Source organism: Mesorhizobium sp. M1342 (assembly GCF_040317955.1).
Classification (GTDB): domain Bacteria; phylum Pseudomonadota; class Alphaproteobacteria; order Rhizobiales; family Rhizobiaceae; genus Mesorhizobium.
This window is the reverse complement of sequence record NZ_JAMYLI010000028.1, coordinates 13,070-38,850: the sequence shown is the minus strand read 5'-3', so window position 1 is coordinate 38,850 and position 25,781 is coordinate 13,070. Positions and strand designations below refer to the sequence as shown.

Below are 25,781 nucleotides of genomic sequence, written 5' to 3'. Positions count from 1 at the left end.
TAATATGAGGAAAGGGCCGCGCCGTTTCACGGTGCGCGGATGCCCTTTCCCTGGCTTCCTTTCTCGGGCAGCCACGGGCAAGACAACGGGAAGCTCGGGTGATTTCGGCGCGGTGCGCGCGCGAGCGTCCTGCAATCCTGCCCCATGACCGTCCATGGGCGGTTTCGAGTGCCCTCTGCACGATCGAAACCGGGTCTGGCCAGTCGATGCGACTGGCAGAATGCGCGACCGGCGGGCTCTCCTTCGAAAGCCCGCCGGTCAATTCGTCAACGGCGCAGACCGAGCTTCTCGATCAGCGTCTGGTAGCGCGCGTCGTCCTTGCGCTTGAGATAATCAAGCAGGCTGCGGCGCTGGGAGACGAGAGCAAGCAGACCACGGCGGGAATGGTTATCCTTCTTGTGGTCCTTGAAATGGTCGGTCAGGTTCTTGATGCGCTCGGAAAGGATGGCCACCTGGACTTCCGGAGACCCGGTATCGCCCTTGGCGGTTGCGAATTCACCCATCAATTCCTGTTTGCGCTCGGCAGTAATCGACATCGTGTTTTTCCTTATCTGTTTGAGGAAACGGGTCGCCCTCAGCCGGGATGTCGTCCAGCAGGGGCCGGTGCAAGCAAAACGTCATAGCGCTATGCTGCGGCGCATATAGTGCAATTCCCCGGAAAACACCAGCCCAATTCACAAGCCGGCTTTTCAGGCTAAAATGGCAGGTTTTAGCCTTGTCAAAGCCATTTCTTCCATTTGAAGAAGGCGATCAGCCCGAACGCGACAAGCGCCATGAACAGCAGCGACAAGGGATAGCCATAATAGGCCTTCAGTTCCGGCATGTTCCAGGGCGAAGACTCCGGATCGAAATTCATGCCCCAGATGCCGACCAGGAAGGTGAGCGGCATGAAGATGACCGAGACGATGGTGAGATAGCTGATGACGTCGTTGGTGCGCGCCTGGCTCAGCGACAGGTGCATCTCGATCAGGCCGGTCAGCATGTCGCGCTGGGTTTCGACCAGCTCGATCAACCGTAGCGCATGGTCGAGCGTGTCGTTGAGGAAGATCTTGGTCTCGGCCTTCACATAGGGCACATCGTTGCGGATCAGCGTCGCCAGCGCATCGCGCATCGGCCACAGCACGCCTTTCAGCACGTTGGCGTCGCGCCGCAATTCATGCAGCTGCCGCATCTGATGCTTGTGCGGCGAATGCAGCATCTGGTCCTCGATGCTGTCGACCGTATCGCCGGCGGCCTCGATCGGCGGAAAGTAGCTGTCGACGATGGCGTCGATCAGCGCATAGGCGAGGTAATCGGCACCGCGGGCGCGCAACCGGTTGGGCGCTGAGCTTTCGATGCGCTTGCGCACGGGATCGAACGGATCGCCTTCACGCTCCTGGAAGGTGACGACGAAATTATTGCCGAAGAAGACGGCGATCTGCTCATAGCGGTGCGAGGCGACGTCGTCGATCATCCTGACGACGACGAAGGCATGATCCTCGAAAAAGTCGACCTTCGGCCGCTGGCCGGTGTTGACGACGTCCTCCAGCGCCAGCGGATGCAGGCTGAAAATGCGGCCGATCTCCTCGATCAGCGGGATGTTGGCGAGGCCGGTACAATCGAGCCAGATAACCGGCCACTTGTCGCAATGGGTGTTGAGGTCGTCGATGCTGGCATTTTCGATAGTCTTGAATTTTTCGGGCGAGATCAGCGTCAGCCTGAGTTCGCTGCGCCGCGCCGAGGGATCGGCGATCAGCGTGCCGGGCGACGCACCGACCGGCGGCCGCCGCGTTTTCACTGGTGCCCGCGTCTTCACGGTCTCAGCCTTTGCCATATGCCCCTCGTGCGAGTCCTCGCCTCGACATTAGACGACAGGAGTCACCCGGCAAAGACCCGCTTGGGCTTGAACATGCCTTGCTCGATGGCACCGATGGCGACCAGCTTGCCGCGCGCCGTGGCGCAGGCTTCCTCGGCTACCACCGGTGCATCACGGCCGCGGATGATGACTGGATTGCCGAGGCGGACCTTGGTCGCCGCATCGTCGCTGATGGCGATCTGCGGCAGGCAGTCAAGGGCGGCCGATGTATCGACCAGAAGCGCATCGATGGCGTCGAAGTCGATTGGTACTTCCACCTTGTCGACAGCCTCTGTCGTGTCAGCGGCTTCCGTTGCGTCCGTGACGTCCGTCGTGCTGTCTTCGTCCTGGACACCGAAACGGGCGGCTTCCAGTTCGGCAATGGTGACGAAATCCTCCGCCGTGAACGGCTCGACCTCGACCCGGCGCAATTCGGAAATGTGGCCGAAACAGCCGATGTCGCGGCCCATGTCGCGGGCCAGCGCGCGCACATAGGTGCCCTTGCCGCATTCGACCTCGAAAACGGTATGGTCGGCGCCATGCTCGACAACGTCCAGACGGCCGATCTCGATCTCGCGCGCGGGTATGTCGACTGTCGCGCCGTCGCGGGCCAGATCATAGGCACGCTCGCCCGCGATCTTGATGGCCGAGAATTGCGGCGGCGTCTGCATGATGACGCCAGTGTATTTCGGCAGCAGGGCGAGCACTTGGGCTTGCGACGGGCGCAGGTCGGACTCTTTCGTCACCGGACCTTCGAGGTCATCGGTGGAGCGCTCCTGCCCCCAGGCAACGGTGAAGCGATAGATCTTTGCGCCGTCCTGCACGTAGGGAACGGTCTTGGTGGCCTCGCCAAGCGCGATCGGCAGCATACCGGACGCCAGCGGGTCGAGCGTGCCGGCATGGCCGGCCTTTTCGGCCTGGAACAGCCATTTGATCTTGGAGACGGCTTCGGTCGAGCCCATGCCGACCGGCTTGTCCAGGATCAGCCAGCCCGAGATCGGCCGGCCCTTCTTCTTGCCGCGGCGCGCCACTATTCGGTGTCCTTGTTGTCGTCTTTGCCCTGATCCGCGTTTTCCTGGTCCTCAGGACCCAGATCGCGCGCCACTTCAGGTGACTTCAACAGGTCATTGATCCTGGCAAAATTGTCGAAGGAGGTGTCGAGCTTGAAGCGGAACTCCGGCATGAACTTCATCTGCCGCAGCGCGCCGGAGACACGGCCACGGACGAATTTCGCATGCTTGTTCAGCGCCTCGACCACCGCATCGGTATCCTTGGCGCCGAGCGGCGAGACGAAAGCGGTAGCGACCTTCAAATCGGGCGACATGCGCACTTCCGAGACCGACACCACGGTGTTCTCGATCAGCGGATCGATGATCTCGCCGCGCTGCAGGGTTTCGGATAGCGCATGGCGCACCTGTTCGGCGACGCGCAGCATGCGCTGGGATGGGCTGGATGTGGTTGGACGGGGCATTTTTCTCTATCCTGAAAGCGTGAGGCGCGGGATGGGACCGTGCCGCATGTCTCATATGGGTCGTTCTCAATAGACCTCGGGCGGCGGCCTCTCGGCCACCGCCCGGTATGGACAAGTCACTCGAACTCAGAGTGTCCGGGTCACCATCTCGACGCGGAAGCACTCGATGACGTCGCCGACTCGCATGTCCTCGTAGTTCTGGAAGGCCATGCCGCATTCCTGGCCGCCGGGGACTTCCGAAACTTCGTCCTTGAAGCGCTTCAGCGTCTTCAGCGTGCCTTCGTGGATGACGACGTTGTCGCGGATCAGGCGCACGCCCGCACCACGCTCGACCTTGCCTTCGGTGACACGGCAGCCGGCGATCTTGCCGACCTTGGTGATGTCGAAGATCTCGAGGATCTGCGCGTTGCCGATGAAGGTCTCGCGACGCTCCGGCGACAGCAGGCCCGACAGAGCCGCCTTCACGTCATCCACAAGGTTGTAGATGATCGAGTAATAGCGAATCTCGATGCCAGCCGCCGCTGCAGCGGCACGTGCCTGGACGTTGGCGCGAACGTTGAAGCCGATGATCGCGGCACCCGAAGTCTCGGCCAGCGACACGTCGCTTTCGGTGATGGCGCCGGCGCCGGCATGGACGATGCGCGCACGCACCTCGTCGGTGCCGAGCTTGTCGAGCGCGGCGTTGATCGCCTCGATCGAGCCCTGCACGTCGCCCTTGATGACCAGCGGGAATTCCTTCAGCCCGCTTGTCTGCAATTGCGACATCATCTGCTCGAGCGAACCGCGCTGGCCGGCATGCTTGGCAACCGCCTTCTCGCGCGCCAGACGCTGGCGGTATTCGGTGATCTCGCGGGCACGGGCCTCGTTGTTGACCACGGCGAAGCGGTCGCCGGCCTGCGGGGTGCCCTGCAAGCCAAGCACTTCCACCGGCATCGCCGGCGGCGCTTCCTTGATCTGCACGCCACGGTCGTTGACCAGCGCGCGCACCCGGCCCCATTCGTTGCCGGCAACAAGGATGTCGCCCGGCATCAGCGTGCCGGTCTGCACCAGCACGGTGGCAACGGGACCACGGCCCTTGTCGAGCTGGGCTTCGATGACGACACCCTCGGCGGTACGATCCGGATTGGCCTTCAGGTCGAGAATTTCGGCCTGCAGCAGGATCGCCTCGAGCAATTTGTCGAGATTGGTGCCCTTGGTCGCCGACACTTCGACGTCCAGAACTTCACCGCCCATGGATTCGACGAAGACCTCGTGGCGCAGCAGTTCGGAGCGCACTTTCTGCGGATCGGCATCATGCTTGTCGATCTTGTTGATCGCCACGATGATCGGAACGCCGGCCGCCTTGGCATGGCTGATCGATTCGATCGTCTGGGGCATGACGCTGTCATCGGCCGCAACCACCAGGATGGCGATGTCGGTCGCCTGGGCGCCACGAGCACGCATCGCCGTGAAGGCGGCGTGGCCGGGCGTGTCGATGAAGGTGATCTTGTGACCGTTCTTCTCGACCTGGTAGGCGCCGATGTGCTGGGTGATGCCGCCGGCTTCGCCGGAGACGACATTGGCGTTGCGGATCGCGTCGAGCAGCGAGGTCTTGCCGTGATCGACGTGACCCATGATCGTCACGACCGGCGGACGCGAAACCAGGTCCTCGGCACTGTCGGCGATGTTGAACAGGCCTTCCTCGATGTCGGACTCGGCGACGCGGCGGACCGTGTGGCCGAATTCGGTGGCAACCAGCTCGGCCGTGTCGGCGTCGATGACGTCGCCCGGCTTCAGGATCTGGCCCTGCTTCATGAAGAACTTGACCAGGTCGACCGCGCGCTCGGACATGCGTTGCGCCAGTTCCTGGATGGTGATGGTCTCTGGCAGGATCACTTCGCGCATGACTTTCTCGCGCGGCTCATTGTGCATCGCGCGCTTGAATTTTTCCTGGCGGCGACGCATCGACGACAGCGACCGGGCTCGCGCGTCTTCGTCGGACAATGCTGAATTCAGCGTCAGCTTGCCGCGGCGGCGGTCTTCCTCGGCCTTGGTCGGCTTGGCCGGACGCGCCACTTCGGGCGTGACCGGACGGCGCACCGGGGCGCCGGCACCAACACGTTTCGGCTTGGCCACTTCCTCGTCATCGACTGTTGCCAGTTCGGCGGCCAATGGCGCGCGTCGACGGGCCTCTTCCTCAGCCCGACGGCGGGATTCTGCCTCGGTCTGCAACCGCGCCTCTTCCTCGGCCTGGCGGCGTGCGGATTCATCGCGTTCGCGCTTGCGGCGCTCTTCGTCCTCGGCGCGACGCTTGGCATCCTCGGCGGCGCGCTGGCGGTCCTCGACCTCGCGAACCTTCGAGCCCTCGAGCGCCCTGCGGCGCGCTTCCATTTCACTGCGCGACAGTTCGTTCAGCACCATACCGCTGCGTTCGACCGGGGCCGGCGGCGGTGGTGGCGCCTTCGGTGCTTCCGGCACGACGACGGGTGCGGCCACGACCGCCGGCTTCGGTGTGAAGACGGGGGCGGCAACAGGCTCCGGCTTGTCGCCGGGCATCGAGAACTTGCGCTTCTTGGTTTCGACGACGACCTGCTTGGTGCGGCCGTGCGAGAAGTTCTGGCGCACAGTGCCCTGTTCCATACCGGGGCGCTTCAGCGTCAAGGTCTTCTTCGGCGTCACACTCAGCGTATTGTCGTCACCCGATTTCGTATCGCTCATTCCATATCCTCTGCGGCATCATCTTCGTCAGCAACAGCCGCAAGCATTGCCAGATCGTCCGGGGAACCGCCCCGATACCGGTCGAGCGCAACCATGCGCTTCTGGACCGCCCTGCCCGCGTCTCCCGCGAGAACGGCAGCATGTATCACATTTGCACCCCCCAATGCCAAGCTCAACTCGGCCTCGGAGAAAAGTTTGTAGGCAAGGATAGCGGGCCCGCCGAGATGGACTGTCGCCCGTCGCGCCTGGCTGATCTTGCGCACGCCGTCGTCGGACGCCTCGGTCGCGTGGAGCACGAAAAGCGCCAATCCACCGCGGACAGCACTTTCGACCTTGGTGGCACCCAGCGAAATTGCGCCTGCCTTGCGGGCAAGACCAAGCATGCCCAGAGCGTGCCTGGAAAGTAGCCCGTCGATCATGCCGCCAAGATCGGGCGGCACGACCACCTGTGCCTTGAAGGCGCGGGCAAAGAGGTTCTTCGCCGCAGCCTTGTCGATATGTAGGCGGTCGGCGCTCACCCAGCAACCGCGGCCGGGCAGATTTCTCTTGATGTCGGGAACGACGGCCGAATCCGGGCCGACGACAAACCGGATCAGATCATCCGGTTCGGCTTGTTTGCGCGTAACGATGCAGGTGCGATCGTTCATCTCGTCCAAGGGCGGGTTCGGTGCGATGCGGTTTCACCTCACGCACCAACGGCTTCGTCAGCCGAGACTTCTTCGGCTGCAAGCTCGTCTTCGGTGATCCAGCCGGCCTTGAGGCGGGCGGCCAGAACCATTTGTTCGGCGTCTGCGCGGGTCACGCCATGATTGGCCAGCACGCCCGGATAGACCTTGGTCTCACCGTCCTTGCGTTCCTTCCAGCCGGTCAGGTCGTCGGCGGCATAGCCGGCGAAATCCTCGATCGTCTTCACGCCGTCCTCGCCAAGCGTCACCATCATGGCGGTGGTGACGCCGGGGATTTCGCGCAATTCGTCCGAAACACCAAGCGCCTTGCGCTTGTCATCGTGCTCGGCCTCGATCTTCTCCAGATATTCGCGAGCGCGGGTCTGGATTTCCGAAGCGGTGTCCTCGTCGAAACCGTCGATCGAGGCGATCTCGCCGGAATCGACATAAGCGACTTCCTCAACGCTGGTGAAGCCTTCGGAGGCCAGCACCTGGCCGACCATCTCGTCGACGTCGAGGGCTTCCATGAACAGCGACGAACGCTCGACGAATTCCTTCTGGCGGCGCTCGGATTCTTCGGCCTCGGTGAGGATGTCGATATCCCAACCGGTCAGCTGCGAAGCGAGACGCACGTTCTGGCCGCGGCGGCCGATGGCCAGCGACAGCTGGTCGTCGGGAACCACGACTTCGATGCGTTCGGCATCCTCGTCGAGCACGACCTTGGCGACTTCCGCCGGCTGCAGCGCGTTGACGATGAAGGACGCCGCCGAAGGCGACCACGGAATGATGTCGATCTTCTCGCCCTGCAATTCGCCGACGACGGCCTGGACGCGGCTACCGCGCATGCCGACGCAGGCACCGACCGGATCGATCGAGCTGTCGCGCGAGATGACGGCGATCTTGGCGCGCGAACCTGGGTCGCGGGCGACCGATTTGATCTCGATGATGCCGTCATAGATTTCCGGCACTTCCATGGTGAACAACTTGGCCATGAACTGCGGATGGGTACGCGACAGGAAAATCTGCGGGCCGCGCTGCTCGCGGCGCACATCGTAGACATAGGCGCGGACGCGGTCGCCATATTTGTAGTTCTCGCGCGGGATCAGCTCATCGCGGCGGATGATCGCTTCGCCGCGGCCGAGATCGACGATGACGTTGCCGTATTCGACGCGCTTGACGGTACCGTTGACGATCTCGCCGATGCGGTCCTTGTACTCGTCATACTGGCGGTCGCGTTCGGCCTCGCGGACCTTCTGCACGATGACCTGCTTGGCCGACTGGGCGGCGATGCGGCCGAAATCCATGGGCGGCAGCTGTTCGGCGATGAAGTCGCCGAGCTGAGCGTCGGGATTGCGCTCGCGCGCCGAGGAAATGGCGATCTGCGTGGCGTAGTCATCGACCTTCTCGACGACTTCCATCAGCCGCTGCAGCTTCATCTCACCGGTGTTCGGGTTGATGTCGGCGCGGATGTTGGTCTCCTGACCGTAACGCGAGCGCGCCGCCTTCTGGATCGCATCGGCCATGGCGGCGATGACGATCGACTTGTCGATCGACTTTTCACGCGCGACCGCGTCGGCGATCTGCAGCAATTCAAGTCTGTTGGCGCTTACAACCATCGTTTTTCTCCCGAGCCTGTTTGCCGGACCTTTGCGCCCGGCAGCTCAATCATAGTTCCTGTTCGTGTTCTTCCGTGGCGTCCGCTTCCGCACCCGACTCGTCGTCGTCCGGTTCGCCGCGGCGTTTCTTGGCTTCCTTGCGCGCCCTGTTGTCCTTCGACAGGGCATCGCGGATAAGATCGTCTGTCAGGATCAAGCGCACATCGGCAATCGCATCATAGGGGACGCGCACCGTCGGCTCCTCGCCATAGGCGGCCTTGTCGCGCTCGATCAGCACATCGTCTTCGCCGGCTTCGGCGATCTTGCCCTTGAAGCGCTTGCGGTCGGCGACGACCATCGATGTTTCCATCTTCACCAGATGGCCCGTCCAGGTCGTGAAATCCGATTTACGGACCAGCGGCCGGTCGATGCCGGGCGACGAGACTTCAAGATGATAGGCCTTTTCAATCGGATCGTCGACGTCGAGCGCCGGCGACACCGCGCGGCTGACCTCTTCGCAATCCTCGACGGTCATGGTGCCGTCCTCGCGTTCGGCCATGATCTGCAGCGTCAGCCCGTTCTGGCCCGACAGATGCACCCGCACGAGGCGGAAGCCGATGCCACGCAGGACCGGCTGGACGATCAGCGCGATGCGCGCATCGATGCCGCTTTCGCGGATGATGCGATCGTCGCCCTCGCTTGCCGTTGCAGTCATTGAAGCCCTGTCGTTCTACCAAGTTATCGGCAGGTAATAAAAAAGAGCGGGACCGGGTGGACCCACTCTTCGTCATACCGACCAAGAATTTGAGGCTGATATAAACGATCATGGCCTGTGTTTCAAGCCCGCTGTGCTGGTCGGGCAACGCCGCCATCGAGGCGGCCCGCGCCAGCGTTGCATGGGGCGCATGGCGCCTATGCGGCGATACCCATGGGATCGGCGCCGAAACGCACCTATTTATGTTGCGCCGCACAAATGTGGCCGTGCGTCACACGTGCGCGAAAGGACATGATCATGAGCAATCGCAAGATATTTTCTGCAATAGGCGACTTCTTCACCGTATTCGGCAGCGCCGTGGCCGCTTCACGGGCCGTGGAAGCCGGTCGCAGGCCGCGCGCCGACGACCTGCGCAACCTCGGCGTCGAGCCTGCCGCCTTCGATCGCATCGGCCGCCGCTTCTAGCTTTGACGCAATTCCGGACGGAAAACCGTTTCACACCTTTCCTGGAATTGCTCTAAGACCGCGAGCCTATTTCCGAATGAAGGTAAGATAGGCCGGCCGCCGGCCCTCACGAATGGCCTTGGCCTCGTAACGGGTGCCCGGCCAGCCTTCGTAGGGCCGGTGCCAGTCCGCCGCCTCGCAAGCCTGCCATGCGAACGCGCCATGCGCGCGGCAATGCAGCAGGGTCCAGTTGACATAGGTGTCGATGTCGGACGCAAAGCGGAATTTTGAACCAGGCTTCAGCACACGCGCGAACCGCCCGAGATTGACCGGGCTGACGAAGCGCCGCTTCCAGTGTTTCTTCTTCGGCCAAGGATCGGGATAGAGCAGATCGATGCCGTCGAGCGAGGCTTGCGGCAGCCAGTCGAGCAGCCTTGTGGCGTCGTCGTCATAAACCCGCAAATTGGCGAGCGGTTTCTCGCGCACCGCCATCATCATCTTGGCCATGCCGTTGACGAAGGGCTCGACGCCGATAAAGCCGATCGCTGGGGCCTCGGTCGCACGATGCAGGAGATGCTCGCCACCGCCGAAGCCAATCTCGAGGCGAACCGCGCGGACATCCGTCTCAAACAAAGCGCTGAGATCAGCCGGCAGCTCGGCCGCCAGATCGAGCCGATATGTGCCGAAGCCGCTTTCCAGCGCGGCCGCCTGCTGCGGGCGCATGGTCTTGCCGCGCCGGCGACCGAAAAAGGCTTCGGTCGCGCGGCTTGGTCTGTCCTTCGGATCCATGGCGGGACTTTGCGGTGCCGCTGTCAGGCGGCGACCGCGTCCTTGAGCGCCTTGGCGAGATCGGTCTTTTCCCAGGAGAAAGACCCATCGCGGCCGGCCTTGCGGCCGAAATGGCCGTAGGACGACGTCTTGGCGTAGATCGGTTTGTTGAGATCGAGGTGACGGCGGATGCCCGACGGCGACAGATCCATCACCGTGCGCAACGCGTCCTCGAGCTTTGCCTCGTCGACCTTGCCGGTACCGTGCAAGTCGACATAGACCGACAGCGGCTGAGCAACGCCGATGGCGTAGGAAAGCTGGATGGTGCAGCGGTCGGCGAGTTTCGCCGCCACGACGTTCTTGGCCAGGTAGCGCGCCGCATAGGCCGCCGAACGATCCACCTTGGTGGTGTCCTTGCCGGAGAAGGCGCCGCCGCCATGGGGTGCGGCACCACCATAGGTGTCGACGATGATCTTGCGGCCGGTCAGTCCGGCATCGCCGTCCGGCCCGCCAATGACGAACTTGCCGGTCGGATTGATGTACCACATGCAATCGTCGGCGATCTTGAGGTCGCCCAGCGCCTCTCGGATATAGGGTTCGACGACCTTGCGGACCTTCTTCGAATCCCAGCTCGCATCGAGATGCTGTGTGGACAGCACGATCTGCGTCGCCTCGGCGGCCTTGCCGTCGACATAGCGAACGGTGACTTGGCTCTTGGCATCCGGCCCGAGCTTGCCGGCTTCACCGCTGCCTTCGTGACGGGCGGCAGCCAGCAGTTCGAGGATCTTGTGGCTGTAGTAGATCGGCGCCGGCATCAGATCCGGCGTCTCGCGACAGGCGTAACCGAACATGATGCCCTGGTCGCCGGCACCCTCTTCGCCCTGACGGTCGGAGGCATTGTCGACGCCCTGGCCGATGTCAGGCGACTGGCCGTGCAGCAGAACCTCGATCTTCGCCGTTTTCCAATGAAAGCCGGCCTGCTCGTAGCCGATTTCGCGGATCGCCTTGCGGGCGACCGATTTGAACTTGGCCGGATTGACGACCGAATGCCCGGCGGCATCCTTGAGAATATTGCCGGCCTTGTCCCGCTTGAGCAACGTGTCGGGAACACGCACTTCGCCGGCGATCACGACACGGTTGGTGGTGGCCAGCGTCTCGCAGGCGACACGGACTTTCCACGGGTCCATGCCGGTCTTCTTGGCTTCGCGATACACCAGATCGACGATCTCGTCGGAAATCCGGTCACAGACTTTGTCGGGATGGCCCTCGGCAACGGATTCCGAGGTAAAGAAGTAGTTCTGCCGCGTCACGGGTGTCCCCTCTTGAAAAACGATCGGCAGGCTGCCGATTTTGGCGCGCCACGTGTTAGCGGGGCGAAGCGCCGCTCGTCAAGCGGTGCTTCGGTTCTGGCATGATGTCGATGCAGTTATCTTGTGCCACCGGCGGCAAGACGCCGCCAGTCCTGGCGTGATTGCCGATCAGTCGGGATCGTCGGTGGAGAGGGACTTGACCAGGTCTATGATCCTGCGGCGCACCTTGGCGTCCGCGATCTTGACAAAGGCCCGGTTGAGCTGGAGTCCTTCGGGACTGCCGCAGAATTCGACGGCGAAAGCCATCGACGCGTCCTCGGCAAATCCGCGGCCCGCCACGGGCTCCTGGCCGGGCGCATCCTCGAAAAAGAAGGCGACAGGCACGCCGAGTATGGACGCTATCGCCTGCAATCGGCTGGCGCCGACGCGGTTGGTGCCTTTTTCATATTTCTGAATCTGTTGAAATGTGATGCCGAGGTTTTCTCCCAGCTTTTCCTGGCTCATTCCCAGCATGTTGCGGCGAAGCCGGATGCGACTGCCAACATGGATGTCGATCGGATTCGGTTTCTTCTTGTTGTCTTCTGTCATTTTTTCCTCGCCGAATTTTTTCGGCTTTCTCTATTTTTTTCCTGCCCAAACAAAGCCGGAGGCAACTGCCCCAACAGAACGATCCACCGGCTTCGAGAAATTTTCAGGCACTTACAGTATGAGTTTCTAATGTGTGGGCTGTCAATTCACCCGTAGCCTTTGCCTTACGTTCAACAGCGCTGCCCCAACGGCAAACAGCAACATGATCAGCATTCCGTTAATGCGCCGTTGGCCGGGAGATATGAGCGCCTGTCCGGAAATCGGTATGTGGGCGTCGATGGCGCCGCGTGCGTCGATCGCAAGCGCATCGACGATGCGCCCACGCGGATCGACGACGGCCGAGATGCCGTTGTTGGCAGCACGCACCAATGGCAATCCATTTTCCACCGCACGGATCTGGGCCTGCCTGAAATGCTGATACGGACCCGGCGTGTCGCCGAACCACGCATCGTTGGTAACGTTCACAATAAGCTGCGCTGACGCAGCGTCAACTGCCACAAGATCGGGAAAGATCACCTCATAACAGATAAATGGCAGCGCACGGATGCCATCGGGCAGCGTGATGGCGTGGCGCTCATTGCCGGCCGCGAAACTCATCGGCCCGGCAACCAGTTGCTCGATGCCGAAACGCTGGAGCAGATCGGCGAAAGGCAGGTATTCGCCGAACGGCACCAGGTGAACCTTGTCGACGGCGTCAGCGATTTCACCCTTGTCGTCGATCGCCACCACGGAGTTGTAGTAACGGCTGTCGGCATTCGCGGCCGAACCGCCTTCCTCGCGAACGACGCCGGCAATCAGCATCTGGCCGGGTCCGAGCATGTCCCCCAGCGCCGTCAATGCGTCCGGACGCTCGGTGAAGAGGAACGGCACCGAGGTTTCGGGCCACAAGATCAGTTGCGGCTTTTGATGGCCTGGGTCCGGCGCCTTGGCCGAGAGCCCCACCAGGACCGCGAAGATGCGGTCGCGCACCGAGGCATCCCATTTTTCCGACAGGTCAACGGCCGGCTGGACGATGCGGACATCCAGGCTGCGTGAAGCTGGCGGTTCGGGAGCGGCAAGCCTGACATAGCCGAAGCCGACATGGGCGGCGGCGAGCACGACAAACAGTGCCGCGCCGAGGCGCAGATGCCGACGTGCCGCCAGCAGTGCCGGCAATGCGAAGACGAACACCGCGAGCGCGTTCATGCCGATCATGCCCGTCACCGAGACGCTCTGCATCAGCAGCGGCACGGGCATGGCCGCGTAGCCGACGGCATTCCAGGGAAAACCGGTGAACAGGAAATCGCGCAGCCATTCCGCCAGGCCGAAGCCGAAGGCAAGGGCGGCGATGCGGCCAATGTCGTTGCTCCACAGCAGCCGGGCAACGATTGCCGCAAAGCCGTAGAAAAAGGCGAGCATGAAAGGAATGCCGACCACCGCGAAGGGAAGCGCCCAGGCAAAACTGTCGGCCTCGACCAGCAGCGCCGAGCCGATCCACCAGAGGCCGGCGAGGAAATAGCCGAAACCGAACCACCAACCGACGGCGAAAGCCGGCCGCAGGCGCTGGAACAGGCTGCCGGAAGCTTCGCCGGTGGCGCCGTCGAGCAGCCAGACCAGCAGCGGAAACGAGACGAAACAGGCGGCGAAGAAATCGTAAGGCGCCTGCCCAAGCACGGCAAAAGCGCCTGCGAGAAACGCCACGAGCGCACGCCGCCAACCCCAAAGCAGAATTATCCGGCCGGTGAGGCGCTCCATGCATACTTCCGAGTCGCGAATCAGGACACAAGATTTAACAGGCTGCGCTCCGCGCTCCAAACGGCGGATGGGCTGGCTGAGATGCACAGCTTCGGCCCTGCCCTACCGGTGCCAACCCTCGATTTGGACGCCGCCCAGCCGCTCGGCCTCCTCGCGCGGAACCGAACGAATGGTCTGTGTGAAGGTCCAGACATGGCCCTCGGGGTCGCGTGCACGATACTGGCGCTCGCCGTAGAACTGATCCGCCGGCTCCTGGATTATATCAGCGTCGACCGCCCGCGCCTGCTCGCAATGCGCATCCAGGCCGCGCTTCAGCCTGACATAGATCGACTGCGTGTTCTTGCCCAAGACCGAAGCCGGGCTGGCAACATAATCGCTCCATTCGGAATCGACGATGATGTAGCTGTCGCCGAACCGCATCTCTGCATGGACGAGTTTTCCCTCGGCATCGCTGACCACCATGCTGCGCTCAAAGCCAAATGCTGCTTCAAGCCAGTCCAGCGCGGCACGAGGGTCCTTGTAGAAGACACCGGACCCCAGACTTGGATGCTTGAAGGGGTCCTCGACCGCCATCCCTAAGCGCCTGGATTCTGGTTTTGCCGCATGATGTTCATTCGAAAAGTCTGCAACTTTTCGGCATCATGCTTAAGCCCTGGTTTTGCCGCATGATGTTCATCCAAAAAGTCTGCAACTTTTCGGCATCATGCTTACGCCTGTTCGGTGCGCGCGGTGGCGCGCCGGCGGCGCTCACCCTTCTGGCTCTGCACGATGCGCACGCGCTTGACGCGGCGCGGATCGGCGTCGAGGACGTGGAACTCGAAGCCGGGTATGGCCTGCACCACCTCGCCGCGGGCCGGAACACGGCCAAGCGTGTTGAAAATCATGCCGCCGATCGTGTCGACATATTCGCCATGTTCACCGGCGGCGAAATCCCCGCCGATCATCTTGGCGACGTCGTCGATCTCGGCCTTGCCGTCGACGATGAACACGCCGTCGCCGCTCTGGGTGATCATCGGCTCGTCGTCGTCATGCTCGTCCTCGATGTCGCCGACCACCATCTCGACGATGTCTTCCAGCGAGGCGAGGCCGTCGGTGCCGCCATATTCGTCGATGACCAGCGCCATCTGGGTGCGCGTCGTCTGCATGCGGCCCATCAGGTCGGAGGCAAGCATCGACGGCGGCACGAACAGCACCGGGCGGATCAGATTGAGGTCGCCAATGGTGCGTGCGAGGTCGACCTGGGCAAGATCGAGAACCGTGGCAGCGGGGGTTTTCCTGGTCGTGCGGCCCTTCTTGACGCGCGCGATCTTGGTGATGTGGGCCAGCACGTCACGGATATGGACCATGCCGCGCGGATCATCGAGCGTCTCGGAATAGACCGGCATGCGCGAATGGCCGGATTGTTCGAAAGTGCCCAGGAGATCGCCGAGCGTCGTCGTGATTTCGACCCCCTGAATGTCGGCGCGCGGTACCATGACGTCCTCGACGCGCACTTCGCGCAGCCGCAGGATGTTGTTGAGCATGGCGCGTTCGCCGGGCGAGAAGGCGCCGGCATCGCTCGTCGTCTCGGCTAGCGCGCCGGCAATTTCCTCACGCAGGCTGGTTCCGTTGCGTTGCCTGAACAGGCCCAGAACGCGGTCGAACATTGAGGGACCGGCAGGCAACGTCTCGCTGGCAGCGCTGGCAGCGCTGCCAGCACCGGCAGCAGCAGAGGTACTGCTAGCGCCAGACGTAACGGTACTCGGACTTGATCCCTCTTCCGACGTGTCGGAAGCCTTGTTCGCACTGCCGGCGTCGGGGCGGGCGGCAGTCTCTGGTTTGTCGTTCATCGTCGTCCGGTCAATTGATCAGATGTAGTTACGCGTAGGGGTCGGGAATGGCAAGCCTTGCAAGCGCCGCGCGTTCGACGGCTTCCATCGCCTCGGCCTCGGCCTCGGTCTCGTGATCGTAGCCCAGCAAATGCAGCAGGCCGTGGATGACGAGATGGGTGATATGGTTCTCGACCGGCTTGTCTTCCAGTGCCGCTTCATGGGCGACCGTTTCGGCGGCCAGCACGATGTCGCCCAGCATCGGCGGCAACGGACCGCCTTGCGCAAACGGAAAAGCCGGGAAAGACAAGACGTTGGTCGGCTTGTCCTTGCCGCGCCAGCCGGCATTGAGGAGCTGGACATGGGCGTCGTCGGTAAAAACGAGGCTGAGTTCGGAACGGCCCGCCACGCCGGTTTCGGCAAAAGCCGCCTTGACCGCGCCATCGACCAGCCGCGTCAGGCTTACCTCGTCGGGCCAGTTGCCCGCCTCAACCGATATGTCGATGTCGACGGGAACATTCCCGTCGCCGGATATTATGTCCTCAGGCATGAAGCCGCATCGTCAACATCAATTCTCGGCGCCGAGGCCGCGCGCCAGCTTGGCGTCCCGGTCGTAGGCCCTGACGATTTCCGCCACCAGTGGATGGCGGACCACATCGCCGTCGTTGAAGCGCACGGTGACCGCGCCCGCCACACCGTCCAGCACGCGCAAGGCTTCGACCAGGCCCGATTTGGTGTTGGAGGGAAGGTCGATCTGGGTCGGGTCGCCGGTGACGATCATGCGCGAATTTTCGCCCAGACGCGTCAGGAACATCTTCATCTGCATCGGCGTGGTGTTCTGCGCCTCGTCGAGGATGACGGCGGCATGCGCCAGCGTGCGGCCGCGCATGAAGGCGAGCGGCGCGATCTCGATCACTTCGGCGGCAATGGCGCGCTCAACCTTGTCGGCGGGCATCATGTCGTAGAGCGCATCATAGAGCGGCCGCAGATAGGGATCGACCTTCTCCTTCATGTCGCCGGGCAGGAAGCCCAGCCGTTCGCCGGCCTCGACCGCAGGCCGCGAGAGAATGATGCGCTCGACCATGCCGCGCTCGAGCAGCATCGCCGCATGCGCCACCGCCAGATAGGTCTTGCCGGTGCCGGCCGGGCCGATGCCGAACACCAGTTCCGACCGTTCCAGCGCCCGCATATAGGCGTCCTGGTTGAGTGAACGGGCATAGATCGTCTTCTTGCGGGTGGCGATCTGGGCGGCGGAAACCTTGCCCTTACGCTCCAGCGTCGGCAGGGTCAGCTGATCGTCGGCGGCAATCGCCATGCGCACGGCGCCATCGACGTCGGACTGGCCGATATCGACGCCCTTCTGGAGAATGCCGTAGAGATTGTCGAGCGCGCGGCGCGCCTGCTCGGCGGCCGACGCCGAACCCTTGATGGTCAGCTGGTTGCCGCGTGAGCGGATGTCGACGCCAAGCTTCTGCTCCAGCCTGGCGAGGTTTTCGTCGAACTGACCATAAAGGGCGCTGGCAAGCTTGTTGTTGTCGAAAGTCAGAACGATGTGCGCCATGTCAGAAGCCCCAGATGCCGGTACCGGGGGCAGGTTCTTCAGCTCTGCTGCGCTCAACCGTCTCTCCTCATCTGCCGAGACCCTCAGGCCAATTCGGCGAACAGGCTATTGTAGCCCGTCTTCGTGATTCGCACCTGGATAATGTCACCGATTTCGCCGGCCTTTTCATCAACAATAACCGGCTGCAGCCAAGGTGAGCGGCCAACCTTCTGGCCGGCCTGACGGCCGGGCTTCTCGATCAGCGTGTCGATGGTGCTTCCAACGAGGCTCAAGCCGAAATCCTGCTGCTGCTTCACAAGCAGAGCCTGCAGCCGCTGCAAGCGCTCGTCCTTGACCGTTTCGGGCACATGATCGGACATTTCGGCGCCCGGCGTGCCGGGGCGCGGCGAATATTTGAACGAGAAGGCCGAGGCGTAATTCACCTGACGCACCAACTCCATCGTCGCCTCGAAATCCGCTTCTGTCTCGCCGGGGAAGCCAACGATGAAGTCGCCGGAGAGCGCGATGTCAGGCCGCGCGGCACGGATACGGTCGAGCAGCGCCAGATAATCCCTCGCCGTGTGCCGGCGATTCATCGCCTTGAGGATGCGGTCGGAGCCGGATTGCACCGGAAGATGCAGATAGGGCATCAACGCCGGCAGATCGCGATGGGCCGCTATCAGTTCGTCATCCATGTCGCGCGGGTGGCTGGTGGTGTAGCGCAGACGCGCCAGCCCGGGGATTTCGGCCAGCCTGAAGAGCAGGCGGCCAAGGCCCCACTCCTCGGTCTTGCCCCCTTTGGCCTCGCCCCGGCCATGCCAGGCATTGACGTTCTGGCCAAGCAGCGTCACTTCGCGCACGCCGGCTTCGGCCAGGCGCTCAGCCTCCGCGACAATCTGCGCCACCGGCCGGGAGACTTCGGAGCCCCTTGTGTAGGGCACAACGCAGAAGGTGCAGAACTTGTCGCAGCCTTCCTGCACGGTGAGGAAGGCGGTGACGCCGCGCTTGATGACCTCGGCGCGCTTGGGCTGCGGCAGATGCTCGAACTTGTCCTCGATGGCGTAGTCGGTCTCGACGATCTTTTCGCCGCCGCGCACCCGCGCCAGCACGTCCGGGAGCCGGTGATAGGTCTGCGGACCGATGACCAGGTCGACGGCAGGCGAACGGCGGATGATCTCGGCGCCTTCGGCCTGCGCCACGCAGCCGGCGACGCCGACCAGCATCTCACGGCCGGCCAGGGCACGCTCGGCTTTCATGTCGCGGATACGGCCGAGCTCGGAATAGACCTTTTCGGCCGCCTTCTCCCTGATATGACAGGTGTTCAGCAACACCAGGTCGGCCTCGCCAATGGCATCGGTCGCGGAATAGCCGTCGGCAGCCAGCGCATCGGCCATACGCTGTGAATCATAGACATTCATCTGGCAGCCATAGGTCTTGATGAAGACTTTTCTCGCTGCCGCGGGAAGCACCGCCGGCTGTCCAGCCGTAGTGCCGATGTCGTCGCTTTCTATCGTGTTCAAGTCCATAAGGCGGCTTCTAACGCCTTTCCGTGACAAAAAACAGACGATTCTCGGCGCGCCAGCAAGGGCATGCCGGAGCTACCGGCTCGGCCGCGGGTCGGCAAGCGCCGCCTGCATCATCTCACGCACCTGGCTTTCCATCAGTTTCGACGTCTCCTTGCGGTTCGAACCCTTGGAAAAGGCGATTGCCTCGCCGAAATGCACCTCGACGTCGAGCGCGCCCTCAGCGAGCAATACCTTGAGATGCGGCATCAGATCCTCATCGCCGATCCAGGCGGCAAGCGGGCGATGCCGGCGGCCGAGCGGCACGCCGTGCAGACGCGTATAGGCGATCGCCACCGGCTGGATGAACACCTGTTCCGCCGCGCCTTCGGAAATCGCCATCGAGGCGGCGCCGAACAGCGTGCTCTTGAACGGCAGGACCATATTGCCGTCGCCGGTCGAGCCCTCGGCAAACAGCACCATCGCATCGCCCTTGGCCATGCGGCTGGCAATCTCGCTTGCCTGGTCGCCCGACGATCGCTTGCGCTCGCGCTCGATGAACACGGTGCGCTGCAGCTTCGACAGCATGCCGATCAGCGGCCAGCCTTCCATATCCGCCCTGGCGATGAACTTTACGTCGGCAAAAGAGCCGAGCACCATGATGTCGGTCCAGGAGATGTGATTGGACGCAACCAGCAGCGGGCGCTTGTCGGACAGCGTTCCCTTGACATGGATGCGCATGCCGAGCGCCCTGACGATCAGCCTGTGCCAGATCTTGAGGATGAAGGTTTCCGGCCACCAGCCGGTCTTCATCGACAGGATCTGTAACGGCACGAGGACCAGCGAACCGGCGACAACGAGGCCCAGCGCCAGGAAAATCCTGATTTTCTTGATCATCGCCTCATCCCGGCCGTGTCGCTAGCGAAGATCGCGGCGCATGACAAGCGCGCCGGTCGGTCCGTGTTCGGCCGATCTGTAGTAATTCGGCCGCTTGCCGACCTCATGGAAGCCCAGCCGACGATAAAGCGCGATCGCCGCGACATTGGTCTCATCGACCTCGAGGAACAGCGCTTCGGCGCGCTGCGCGTGCAGTTCGCGCAACACCGCGTCCATCAATTGCCAGCCCAACCCCTGGCGACGATGCGATCGCGCCACCGCGACGGTCAGGATCTCGCCCTCGCCTGCCGCAAGCCTCGCCAGCACGAAGCCGACGGGCGGCTTGGAGCCCTGCCCGGTTTCGCGCGCGGCATAGCCGAACACGGTGTCCTGTTCGAGCAGGGCGGCGAATTCGCCATCGGTCCAGGGGCGGACAAAGTCCTCGCGATGCAGCAGCGAGACCGCCGGACTGTCGGCGATCCTCAGCGGCTCGAGCGCGTAGTCCCGGCGGCGTGGTTGGAGAAAAGGTATGCGCATTTATCTTTCTTGCCTTGATAGAATAAAGCCAGCCTGCGGCTTGGCGTCGGCGCCGCGCATATAGAGTGGTTTCGGCCGTTCGCCTGCGCCCTTGGCGGCAGCCAGGCGGGCGTAGGTGACAATGTCGGCGGTGGCTGTCCGAGGGCCGACATCAAATTCGCGCCCGGCCGATGCGCTGATGAGCGCTGCCGCGGTGCCGGCAAGCACCGGAGACGTTTCCATCGCCATGGCCACCACGTCAGCCAGCGTGGCCACGGCCGGACCGTAAGCCAAGGCTGACGTTTCGTCGTAAAAGGCGGCGTGGATCTCCTCACGGCCGGCATCGAGCGCCGCCAGCACGGCGCGACCGGGAAATGCGGCTGCTGCTTCGGCGGCCAGCGCCTCCAGGGTCGTCACCCCGATCGCCGGTATCTTCAGCGCCAGCGCCAGGCCACGCGCGGTCGAGACGCCGACCCGCAGACCGGTGAAGGAACCGGGGCCGACAGAGACGGCAATGGCGCCAAGACCGGCATAGTCGGTTGCGCTTGCCTCCAGCGCTTCGGCTGTGACCGCCATCAGGTGCTCGGCATGGCCCTTGCCGAGATCGAGCACCGAGCGGCCAAGCTCCCGCTTCGCCACAGCATCATAGACGCAAGCGGCGCAAAGGTTGGCGGCACAGTCGATGGCAAGCAATTTCATGAGGCAACCGGTTCGAAAAACAATTCCCTGTGCCCGCCACGGCCCGCCACCGCAAGGGGATAGTGCATAATTCGTTAAACGGCTTCGCTGGTAGACTATGCGGCCTGTTCGATGCGCAGCATGTGGTTGTCCCAGACATAGTCCGGTTCGGAGCGTGTCGCGCCGCTGCCCTCGACGATCTCGCCGGCGCCGGTGGTGGCCATGAAGCCGGTTCCATCGGGGGCCACGCCGCAGACCTCGACCAACGCGCTGTTCGCAACGACCCGGCCGCTGGCCGCATCGATCACGACAAGCGAGTTGCCTTCCGGCGAGGAAACGGCGACGGTTCCGGCAGCCCGATTGGCCGCGACCGAGCCTATGTAGTTGCGGAAGCCGGACAAAACGTCCTGCGGCATGTCGAGCAACTGCAGATCCTTGCCGCGCGCGGCGCGACCGACCAGCAATGGACGATCGCTGCCCGGTCCCCGGTACTGGCAGCCGAACCAGACGGTTCCGGCCGGATCGGTGTCCATGTGGCGGATCGACAGCTGATGCAGTGCGGCCGGCAATTCGTGTTTCTCGATGACATAGCCGGTGACGCGGTCGATCAGCACATAGGACGGCTTCATGGTGGCGATGTTGAGCTCGGCGCGGCCGTAGTCCGGATGGGTCTCGATGCCGCCATTGGCAACAGCGATCGTCCTGCCGTCGCCCAGCAGCAGAAGCTCGTGCGGACCCATGCCGTAGGTCGGGAACTCACTGATGCGGCTGAATTTCGCCCGCGCGTCGTAGACGCCGACGACGCCGGCAGCATTCTCGAAGTCGTTTTCGGTGGCATAAAGCAGCGCCCCGTCGGGCGAGAACACGCCATGGCCGAAGAAATGCCGGCCGGCGATGCTGGCGATGGTCAGCGGCGCGTCACGGCCCGAGTGATCGAAAACCACGGCGAAGGTGCCGGGCTGACGCGCGAAGACCACCGAGCGTTTCGATATGGGATCGAAGGTGACATCGTGGCCGCGATCGGGCAGGTCGATCGCATGCAGGAGCTTGCCGGCCTCGGACAGGACGGCAGCGCCAAAGCTGCCGTCGCGTTTGACGAAAGCGGTGGCGAAGACGGCGTCGGCCGCAAGCGTCGTTGCCCAGGCCGACGGCGCCATTGCCGCGGCAAAGCCGATACCCGCAGCCCTCAGGAAATCGCGGCGATCGATGAGGGAGGTTTTCAAGAGACTATCCTCCCCTGCACTGGCTCGCTCCAGGACACGGTGATTATTACGGATCGGAGCTGACGCTTGGCACCTACCGATTCTTGGAATGATCCATCGCAGACATTGGAAGTTGGCCGACGCCTCCGGAACTTCGTCATCCACGGGCGGAGCAGGAGCGAAGCTCCGTCGCGGAGACCCGAGGATCCATGCCGTGACCTTGACCGTCGGGTGCAACGGAGCAAAATTCTGGACCGCGGCAGCGCTTTGAAGTCGCGGCATGGATCCCGGGGTCTGCGCTGCGTCGCTTCGCTCCTTGCTTCGCCCCAGGATGACGAAGCTATGGGCGTTTCGGCCAATCTCAAGGTCATGCTCAGTCCCCATCCAGCGACGAGAAGCCGGCGGTCAGGCCGAATTCAGCGGTCAACCTGGTGCCGATCAAGGTCGACAGGCTGGAGGTGATCAGCGCGAAATGGTCGAGTTTGTCACGCAGTGTCGGATCGGCGAGCGCCTTGTCGATCGGGCCCTGAATGGACTTTGCGGTGGCGACACCGTTGACCAATTGGATATGGATCGATTGGGCCATCCAGCGCGCATCGGGCGGCAGGGCGTCGCCAAGCTTCGAGGCCTGGAACAGCGTGTCGATGCCGGAGAGATTTCCAGCCAGCGAATTGGTGGTGTTTTGCGAGCGCCAGTAGATCGCCTGTTTCGGCTTGTCCGCATCCGGCTTGCCGCCGAAAAACCCTTTCAGGCGCACGTCGCGGACCATTTCCAGCTCATTGATGAAGACGCCGACCAGTTCGGTCACCGCTTCGTTGCCGTCGCGGTAGAGCGGGTTCTGCGGCCCCGGATTGGCCCAAAGGGCTGGAAAGCCGTCCGGCTTGTTCCAGGCGGCGCTGACCTCGCCGGCCATGGTTTCGATGTTGCCGGCAACAGCAGTGCCATAAGCGCAGCGGTAGGGATCATCCTTGCCGGCAAGTGCATCGGCGCCGTCGCCGTAAAGAACGAATTCGAGCGCGCCCAGCCCCTGCATGGCAACGCTCTTGCCAGCCAGTTGTGCCGGATCGGTCGCGGTCGGATCCTTGTCGGACAGCGCCGCCTGTACCTGTTTCAGGCCGATGCTCTTGCGATCCGGCCAGAACAGCATGCGTTCCAGCCGGTTGTTCTCCTTGATCGGTCCGAAGGCGATGATTTCGGCTGACGACCAGGCATAGACGGTGGCGGAGAATTCGGCGCGTGCGGCATCGAGTTCTCCTTGCGAGGGCGCTTCGCAGAGCTTGTGCATCGCTTTCGTCAAGGCTTCCGCATGCTGATGCAGGCCGGCATAGGCCGGGCGGACAAAGCCATCGATCGCCCGCTGGATGATGTCGGAGGCTTTGACCGCCGCCGACGCCGGGACGACGCCCAGCAGAGCCAGCGGAAGAACGAGAAACAATGCAGAGCGCTTGAACATCACAGTGCCTCCAGGAATTTGAGCAGCGCATTGCGGTCGGCCGCATTGGCTGCGGCAAAGCGGTCGCGCGCTTTCTGCGCCTCGCCGCCATGCCACAGGATCGCCTCGGTCAAGCTGCGCGCGCGCCCGTCATGCAGGAAGAAGGAATTGCCGTTGACCGTCTCGGTCAGACCGATGCCCCACAGCGGCGGCGTGCGCCATTCATTGCCCGTCGCATCTCCCACGGCCTGGCCGTCGGCCAGATCAGGCCCCATGTCGTGCAGCAGGAAGTCGGAATAGGGCCAGATCAGTTGGAAGGCCTGCGCCTTGTGGGCCGTGCCGCGACGGGTGACGAATTTCGGCGTATGGCAGGCGATGCAGCCGATCTCGTAGAAGATTTTCTTGCCAATGAGCACCTGCGGCGTGTCGAGGTCGCGGCGCGCCGGCACGGCCAGGTTCTGCGAATAGAAGGTGACGAGATCCATCACCGGCGGCGGCGCCTCGACCGGGCCAAGACGCTGCTGCACGCCGTTCGGCATGGCGATGCATTTTGCCTCCGCAGCAGTGCAATCGCCCCAATGCTTCGGCTCTTCGGGCGTCGAGATGCCGATGTCGCCGGCAAAGGCATCCGCTGCCTGCTGGCGGATCGACGCGGTCTGCGCCTTCCAGCCGAAGCGGCCGAGCGTCAGTTCCCCGCTCAAGCCATCGCGCACGATGTTCGGCCTGCCGGAAATGCCGTCGCCGTCCCTGTCGTCCGGATCGGCGTGGGCGAGAATATCAGCCGGCGCGATCTGTTCGATCAGGCCCAGGCCGATCATCGGCGGCGTCAGGCGCGGCGACAGCGTGGTGCGTGGGTCAAGCGGCCCGTAGCCAAGGCCGTCAACCGAATAGCTCGGTTTGCGCAAGGAGATCACTGTGCCGTCCGTCAGCTCCACCTTACGTTCCTGATAGTCGATGTGCATCCCGCCTTCACCGGGCAGGCCGGGCACGGCGAGCTCCTGCAATTGCCTGCCATAGACCGGGTCGGGGAAGTTAGGCACCTCGTGGTCGGCAAGCGCCTCCCTCTCTTGCGCGCTGCTGGCGTCGCGGGCCAGCCGAAGGAACATCGACGTGGTGCCGGCGTCGCCTTGCGGCGGGCGGCCGCGGCCATCCTTCAGATGGCAGTTCTGGCAGGCGCGTTCGTTGAACAGCGGGCCGAGCCCGTCCGAAGCCTGCGTCGAGGATGGCGACGAGACCCAATTCTTGCGGAAAAGGGCATTGCCGAGCTTGAAGTCGCCCTCTTCCTCGAAGGTGATGTTGGCCGAGGATTGCGAGAAGGAATCGCGGCTGACGTCCTTTCGGGACGTGCCGGCGCCACCTTGCATCAGTTCGAACTGCTCTGGCCTGGAAAAATCCGTGGTCGGCCTGGTGACGGCGATGACGCGCGCCTGATCCTTCGCATTGAGGTCGGTGCGCGTGACGGCGAGGCCGGCTGGCTGAATATCACCCGCCATCGCCGAAGAGGTGAGTGCCAACACGAGCATGACATAGTGCCGACGCGCCAATCCGGCTGACGTCTTTGGAAGGGACGGCGAGCCATCGGCCCGCCGCGAGCGGCGCACGAATTCTAGCAGGCGCCGCATTCCCGCATGCCCTTACTCCGCCTCGTCCGCCGATGCGGCGTTGAGCTGGCCGTATTTCTCCTCGCCGATCGAGGCAAGCAGGTCGAGTTGCGTCTCGAGAAAGTCGATGTGGCCCTCCTCGTCGGCGAGCAATTCCTCGAACAGCTTCATCGTCACGTAGTCGCCGGCGTCGTTGCAGATTTCGCGCGAACGCTTGTAAGCGGTACGTGCGTCATATTCGCCGGCAAGGTCGGATTCGAGCACTTCCTTGACGTTCTGCCCGATGCGCAGCGGCGCCACGGACTGCAGGTTCGGATGGCCTTCGAGGAAGATGATGCGGGCGACGAGTTTGTCGGCATGGTGCATCTCCTCGATCGATTCCGCCCGCTCCTTCTTTGCCAGCTTGGCGTATCCCCAGTCCTCAAGCAGACGGAAATGCACCCAGTACTGATTGACGGCCCCGAGTTCCAGAAAAAGGGCCTCGTTAAGCCGCTCGATGATCTGCGGATCGCCTTTCATGAATTCTGCTCCCGTATTGGACGCGCAGGCCTCTGACGCGATCCAGGTGTGAAACGACATCCACGCCGCTCGCCTCCGAGCGGGCGTGGTAATTTTCGGTGACCCGAATGATCGTTTCCACCACATTTGGGAAGCAGCCGCAACAGCGACCGCGCTTTTGCATGGCATGATAGATCTTCGCCGGCACGATCAGCTGCCAGGGATCCTGGTCCAGCAGCCCGACGATCGTCTGCTCGATCTCCTTCTCGGTGATGATATTGCAATGACAAATCAGCATTGGCTTGCT

At 63.1% G+C, this 25,781-nt stretch carries 26 protein-coding genes; 1 reads left to right on the top strand and 25 read right to left on the bottom strand.

The window, feature by feature from the left end; translation table 11 throughout:
* Positions 1–266: 266 nt before the first annotated feature.
* The 8 genes from rpsO to rimP form a co-directional block, all read right to left on the bottom strand.
* Complete coding sequence (rpsO, locus tag NKH06_RS25425; RefSeq protein ID WP_269470859.1) at positions 267–578, bottom strand: 30S ribosomal protein S15; 312 nt, start codon at positions 576–578, stop codon at positions 267–269.
* A 140-nt stretch (positions 579–718) separates the two neighbouring features.
* Complete coding sequence (corA, locus tag NKH06_RS25420; protein WP_023811403.1) at positions 719–1,813, bottom strand: magnesium/cobalt transporter CorA; 1,095 nt, start codon at positions 1,811–1,813, stop codon at positions 719–721.
* Between the two features lie 44 nt (positions 1,814–1,857).
* The gene (gene truB, locus NKH06_RS25415; protein WP_352439654.1) at positions 1,858–2,865 is read right to left on the bottom strand and encodes a tRNA pseudouridine(55) synthase TruB; all 1,008 of its coding nucleotides are present in this window, start codon (positions 2,863–2,865) and stop codon (positions 1,858–1,860) included.
* On the bottom strand, positions 2,865–3,305 hold the full coding sequence (gene rbfA / locus NKH06_RS25410; RefSeq protein WP_352439655.1) for a 30S ribosome-binding factor RbfA: 441 nt from the start codon (positions 3,303–3,305) through the stop codon (positions 2,865–2,867). The genes truB and rbfA overlap by 1 nt, the downstream gene beginning before the upstream one ends.
* Positions 3,306–3,431: 126 nt before the next feature.
* Complete coding sequence (gene infB / locus NKH06_RS25405; protein ID WP_352894493.1) at positions 3,432–6,002, bottom strand: translation initiation factor IF-2; 2,571 nt, start codon at positions 6,000–6,002, stop codon at positions 3,432–3,434.
* A complete protein-coding gene (locus NKH06_RS25400) occupies positions 5,999–6,649 on the bottom strand; it encodes an RNA-binding protein (RefSeq protein ID WP_352894518.1) in 651 nt (216 codons plus the stop codon). The genes infB and NKH06_RS25400 overlap by 4 nt, the downstream gene beginning before the upstream one ends.
* Positions 6,650–6,687: 38 nt before the next feature.
* Entirely contained in the window at positions 6,688–8,283 is a 1,596-nt protein-coding gene (gene nusA / locus NKH06_RS25395) for a transcription termination factor NusA (RefSeq protein WP_013527896.1), read from the bottom strand.
* Positions 8,284–8,332: 49 nt separating this feature from the next.
* Positions 8,333–8,977, bottom strand: a complete 645-nt coding sequence (gene rimP, locus NKH06_RS25390) for a ribosome maturation factor RimP (protein WP_027161761.1) — start codon at positions 8,975–8,977, stop codon at positions 8,333–8,335.
* A 297-nt stretch (positions 8,978–9,274) separates the two neighbouring features.
* Here rimP and NKH06_RS25385 point away from each other — a divergent pair, with 297 nt between their 5' ends.
* Entirely contained in the window at positions 9,275–9,442 is a 168-nt protein-coding gene (locus NKH06_RS25385; RefSeq protein ID WP_013527898.1) for a hypothetical protein, read from the top strand.
* 66 nt (positions 9,443–9,508) lie between these two features.
* Here NKH06_RS25385 and trmB read toward each other — a convergent pair whose 3' ends face one another.
* The 17 genes from trmB to NKH06_RS25300 form a co-directional block, all read right to left on the bottom strand.
* Complete coding sequence (trmB, locus tag NKH06_RS25380; protein WP_352894490.1) at positions 9,509–10,210, bottom strand: tRNA (guanine(46)-N(7))-methyltransferase TrmB; 702 nt, start codon at positions 10,208–10,210, stop codon at positions 9,509–9,511.
* A gap of 23 nt (positions 10,211–10,233) precedes the next feature.
* Entirely contained in the window at positions 10,234–11,499 is a 1,266-nt protein-coding gene (gene metK, locus NKH06_RS25375) for a methionine adenosyltransferase (RefSeq protein WP_023811409.1), read from the bottom strand.
* A gap of 168 nt (positions 11,500–11,667) precedes the next feature.
* Complete coding sequence (locus NKH06_RS25370; RefSeq protein ID WP_023811410.1) at positions 11,668–12,087, bottom strand: helix-turn-helix domain-containing protein; 420 nt, start codon at positions 12,085–12,087, stop codon at positions 11,668–11,670.
* A gap of 141 nt (positions 12,088–12,228) precedes the next feature.
* Positions 12,229–13,821, bottom strand: coding sequence for an apolipoprotein N-acyltransferase (lnt, locus tag NKH06_RS25365; protein WP_352894485.1), 1,593 nt, complete (start codon positions 13,819–13,821; stop codon positions 12,229–12,231).
* A 102-nt stretch (positions 13,822–13,923) separates the two neighbouring features.
* Positions 13,924–14,394, bottom strand: coding sequence for a VOC family protein (locus NKH06_RS25360; protein ID WP_352894483.1), 471 nt, complete (start codon positions 14,392–14,394; stop codon positions 13,924–13,926).
* Between the two features lie 134 nt (positions 14,395–14,528).
* Positions 14,529–15,650, bottom strand: a complete 1,122-nt coding sequence (locus NKH06_RS25355; protein ID WP_352461276.1) for a hemolysin family protein — start codon at positions 15,648–15,650, stop codon at positions 14,529–14,531.
* A 28-nt stretch (positions 15,651–15,678) separates the two neighbouring features.
* A complete protein-coding gene (gene ybeY / locus NKH06_RS25350; RefSeq protein WP_023811413.1) occupies positions 15,679–16,179 on the bottom strand; it encodes an rRNA maturation RNase YbeY in 501 nt (166 codons plus the stop codon).
* Between the two features lie 18 nt (positions 16,180–16,197).
* Complete coding sequence (locus NKH06_RS25345; protein WP_023758127.1) at positions 16,198–17,190, bottom strand: PhoH family protein; 993 nt, start codon at positions 17,188–17,190, stop codon at positions 16,198–16,200.
* Between the two features lie 83 nt (positions 17,191–17,273).
* A complete protein-coding gene (miaB, locus tag NKH06_RS25340) occupies positions 17,274–18,695 on the bottom strand; it encodes a tRNA (N6-isopentenyl adenosine(37)-C2)-methylthiotransferase MiaB (protein ID WP_023811414.1) in 1,422 nt (473 codons plus the stop codon).
* 72 nt (positions 18,696–18,767) lie between these two features.
* Positions 18,768–19,568 (bottom strand): lyso-ornithine lipid O-acyltransferase, encoded by an 801-nt coding sequence (gene olsA, locus NKH06_RS25335; RefSeq protein WP_023811415.1) that lies wholly within the window; start codon positions 19,566–19,568, stop codon positions 18,768–18,770.
* A gap of 21 nt (positions 19,569–19,589) precedes the next feature.
* Entirely contained in the window at positions 19,590–20,084 is a 495-nt protein-coding gene (gene rimI / locus NKH06_RS25330; protein WP_023811416.1) for a ribosomal protein S18-alanine N-acetyltransferase, read from the bottom strand.
* A complete protein-coding gene (tsaB, locus tag NKH06_RS25325) occupies positions 20,085–20,762 on the bottom strand; it encodes a tRNA (adenosine(37)-N6)-threonylcarbamoyltransferase complex dimerization subunit type 1 TsaB (protein WP_023811417.1) in 678 nt (225 codons plus the stop codon).
* A 95-nt stretch (positions 20,763–20,857) separates the two neighbouring features.
* Positions 20,858–21,964, bottom strand: a complete 1,107-nt coding sequence (locus NKH06_RS25320; RefSeq protein WP_352894478.1) for a DUF1513 domain-containing protein — start codon at positions 21,962–21,964, stop codon at positions 20,858–20,860.
* 352 nt (positions 21,965–22,316) lie between these two features.
* A complete protein-coding gene (locus NKH06_RS25315; protein ID WP_352894476.1) occupies positions 22,317–23,396 on the bottom strand; it encodes an imelysin family protein in 1,080 nt (359 codons plus the stop codon).
* Entirely contained in the window at positions 23,396–24,997 is a 1,602-nt protein-coding gene (locus NKH06_RS25310; RefSeq protein ID WP_352894475.1) for a di-heme oxidoreductase family protein, read from the bottom strand. Before NKH06_RS25310 ends, NKH06_RS25315 begins: the two co-directional genes overlap by 1 nt.
* Before the next feature lie 12 nt (positions 24,998–25,009).
* Positions 25,010–25,495 carry a bacterioferritin gene (gene bfr / locus NKH06_RS25305; RefSeq protein ID WP_013527914.1) on the bottom strand — a complete coding sequence of 162 codons (486 nt, stop codon included), beginning with the start codon at positions 25,493–25,495 and terminating at the stop codon, positions 25,010–25,012.
* A complete protein-coding gene (locus NKH06_RS25300) occupies positions 25,461–25,772 on the bottom strand; it encodes a (2Fe-2S)-binding protein (protein WP_023811421.1) in 312 nt (103 codons plus the stop codon). The genes bfr and NKH06_RS25300 overlap by 35 nt, the downstream gene beginning before the upstream one ends.
* Positions 25,773–25,781 lie beyond the last annotated feature (9 nt).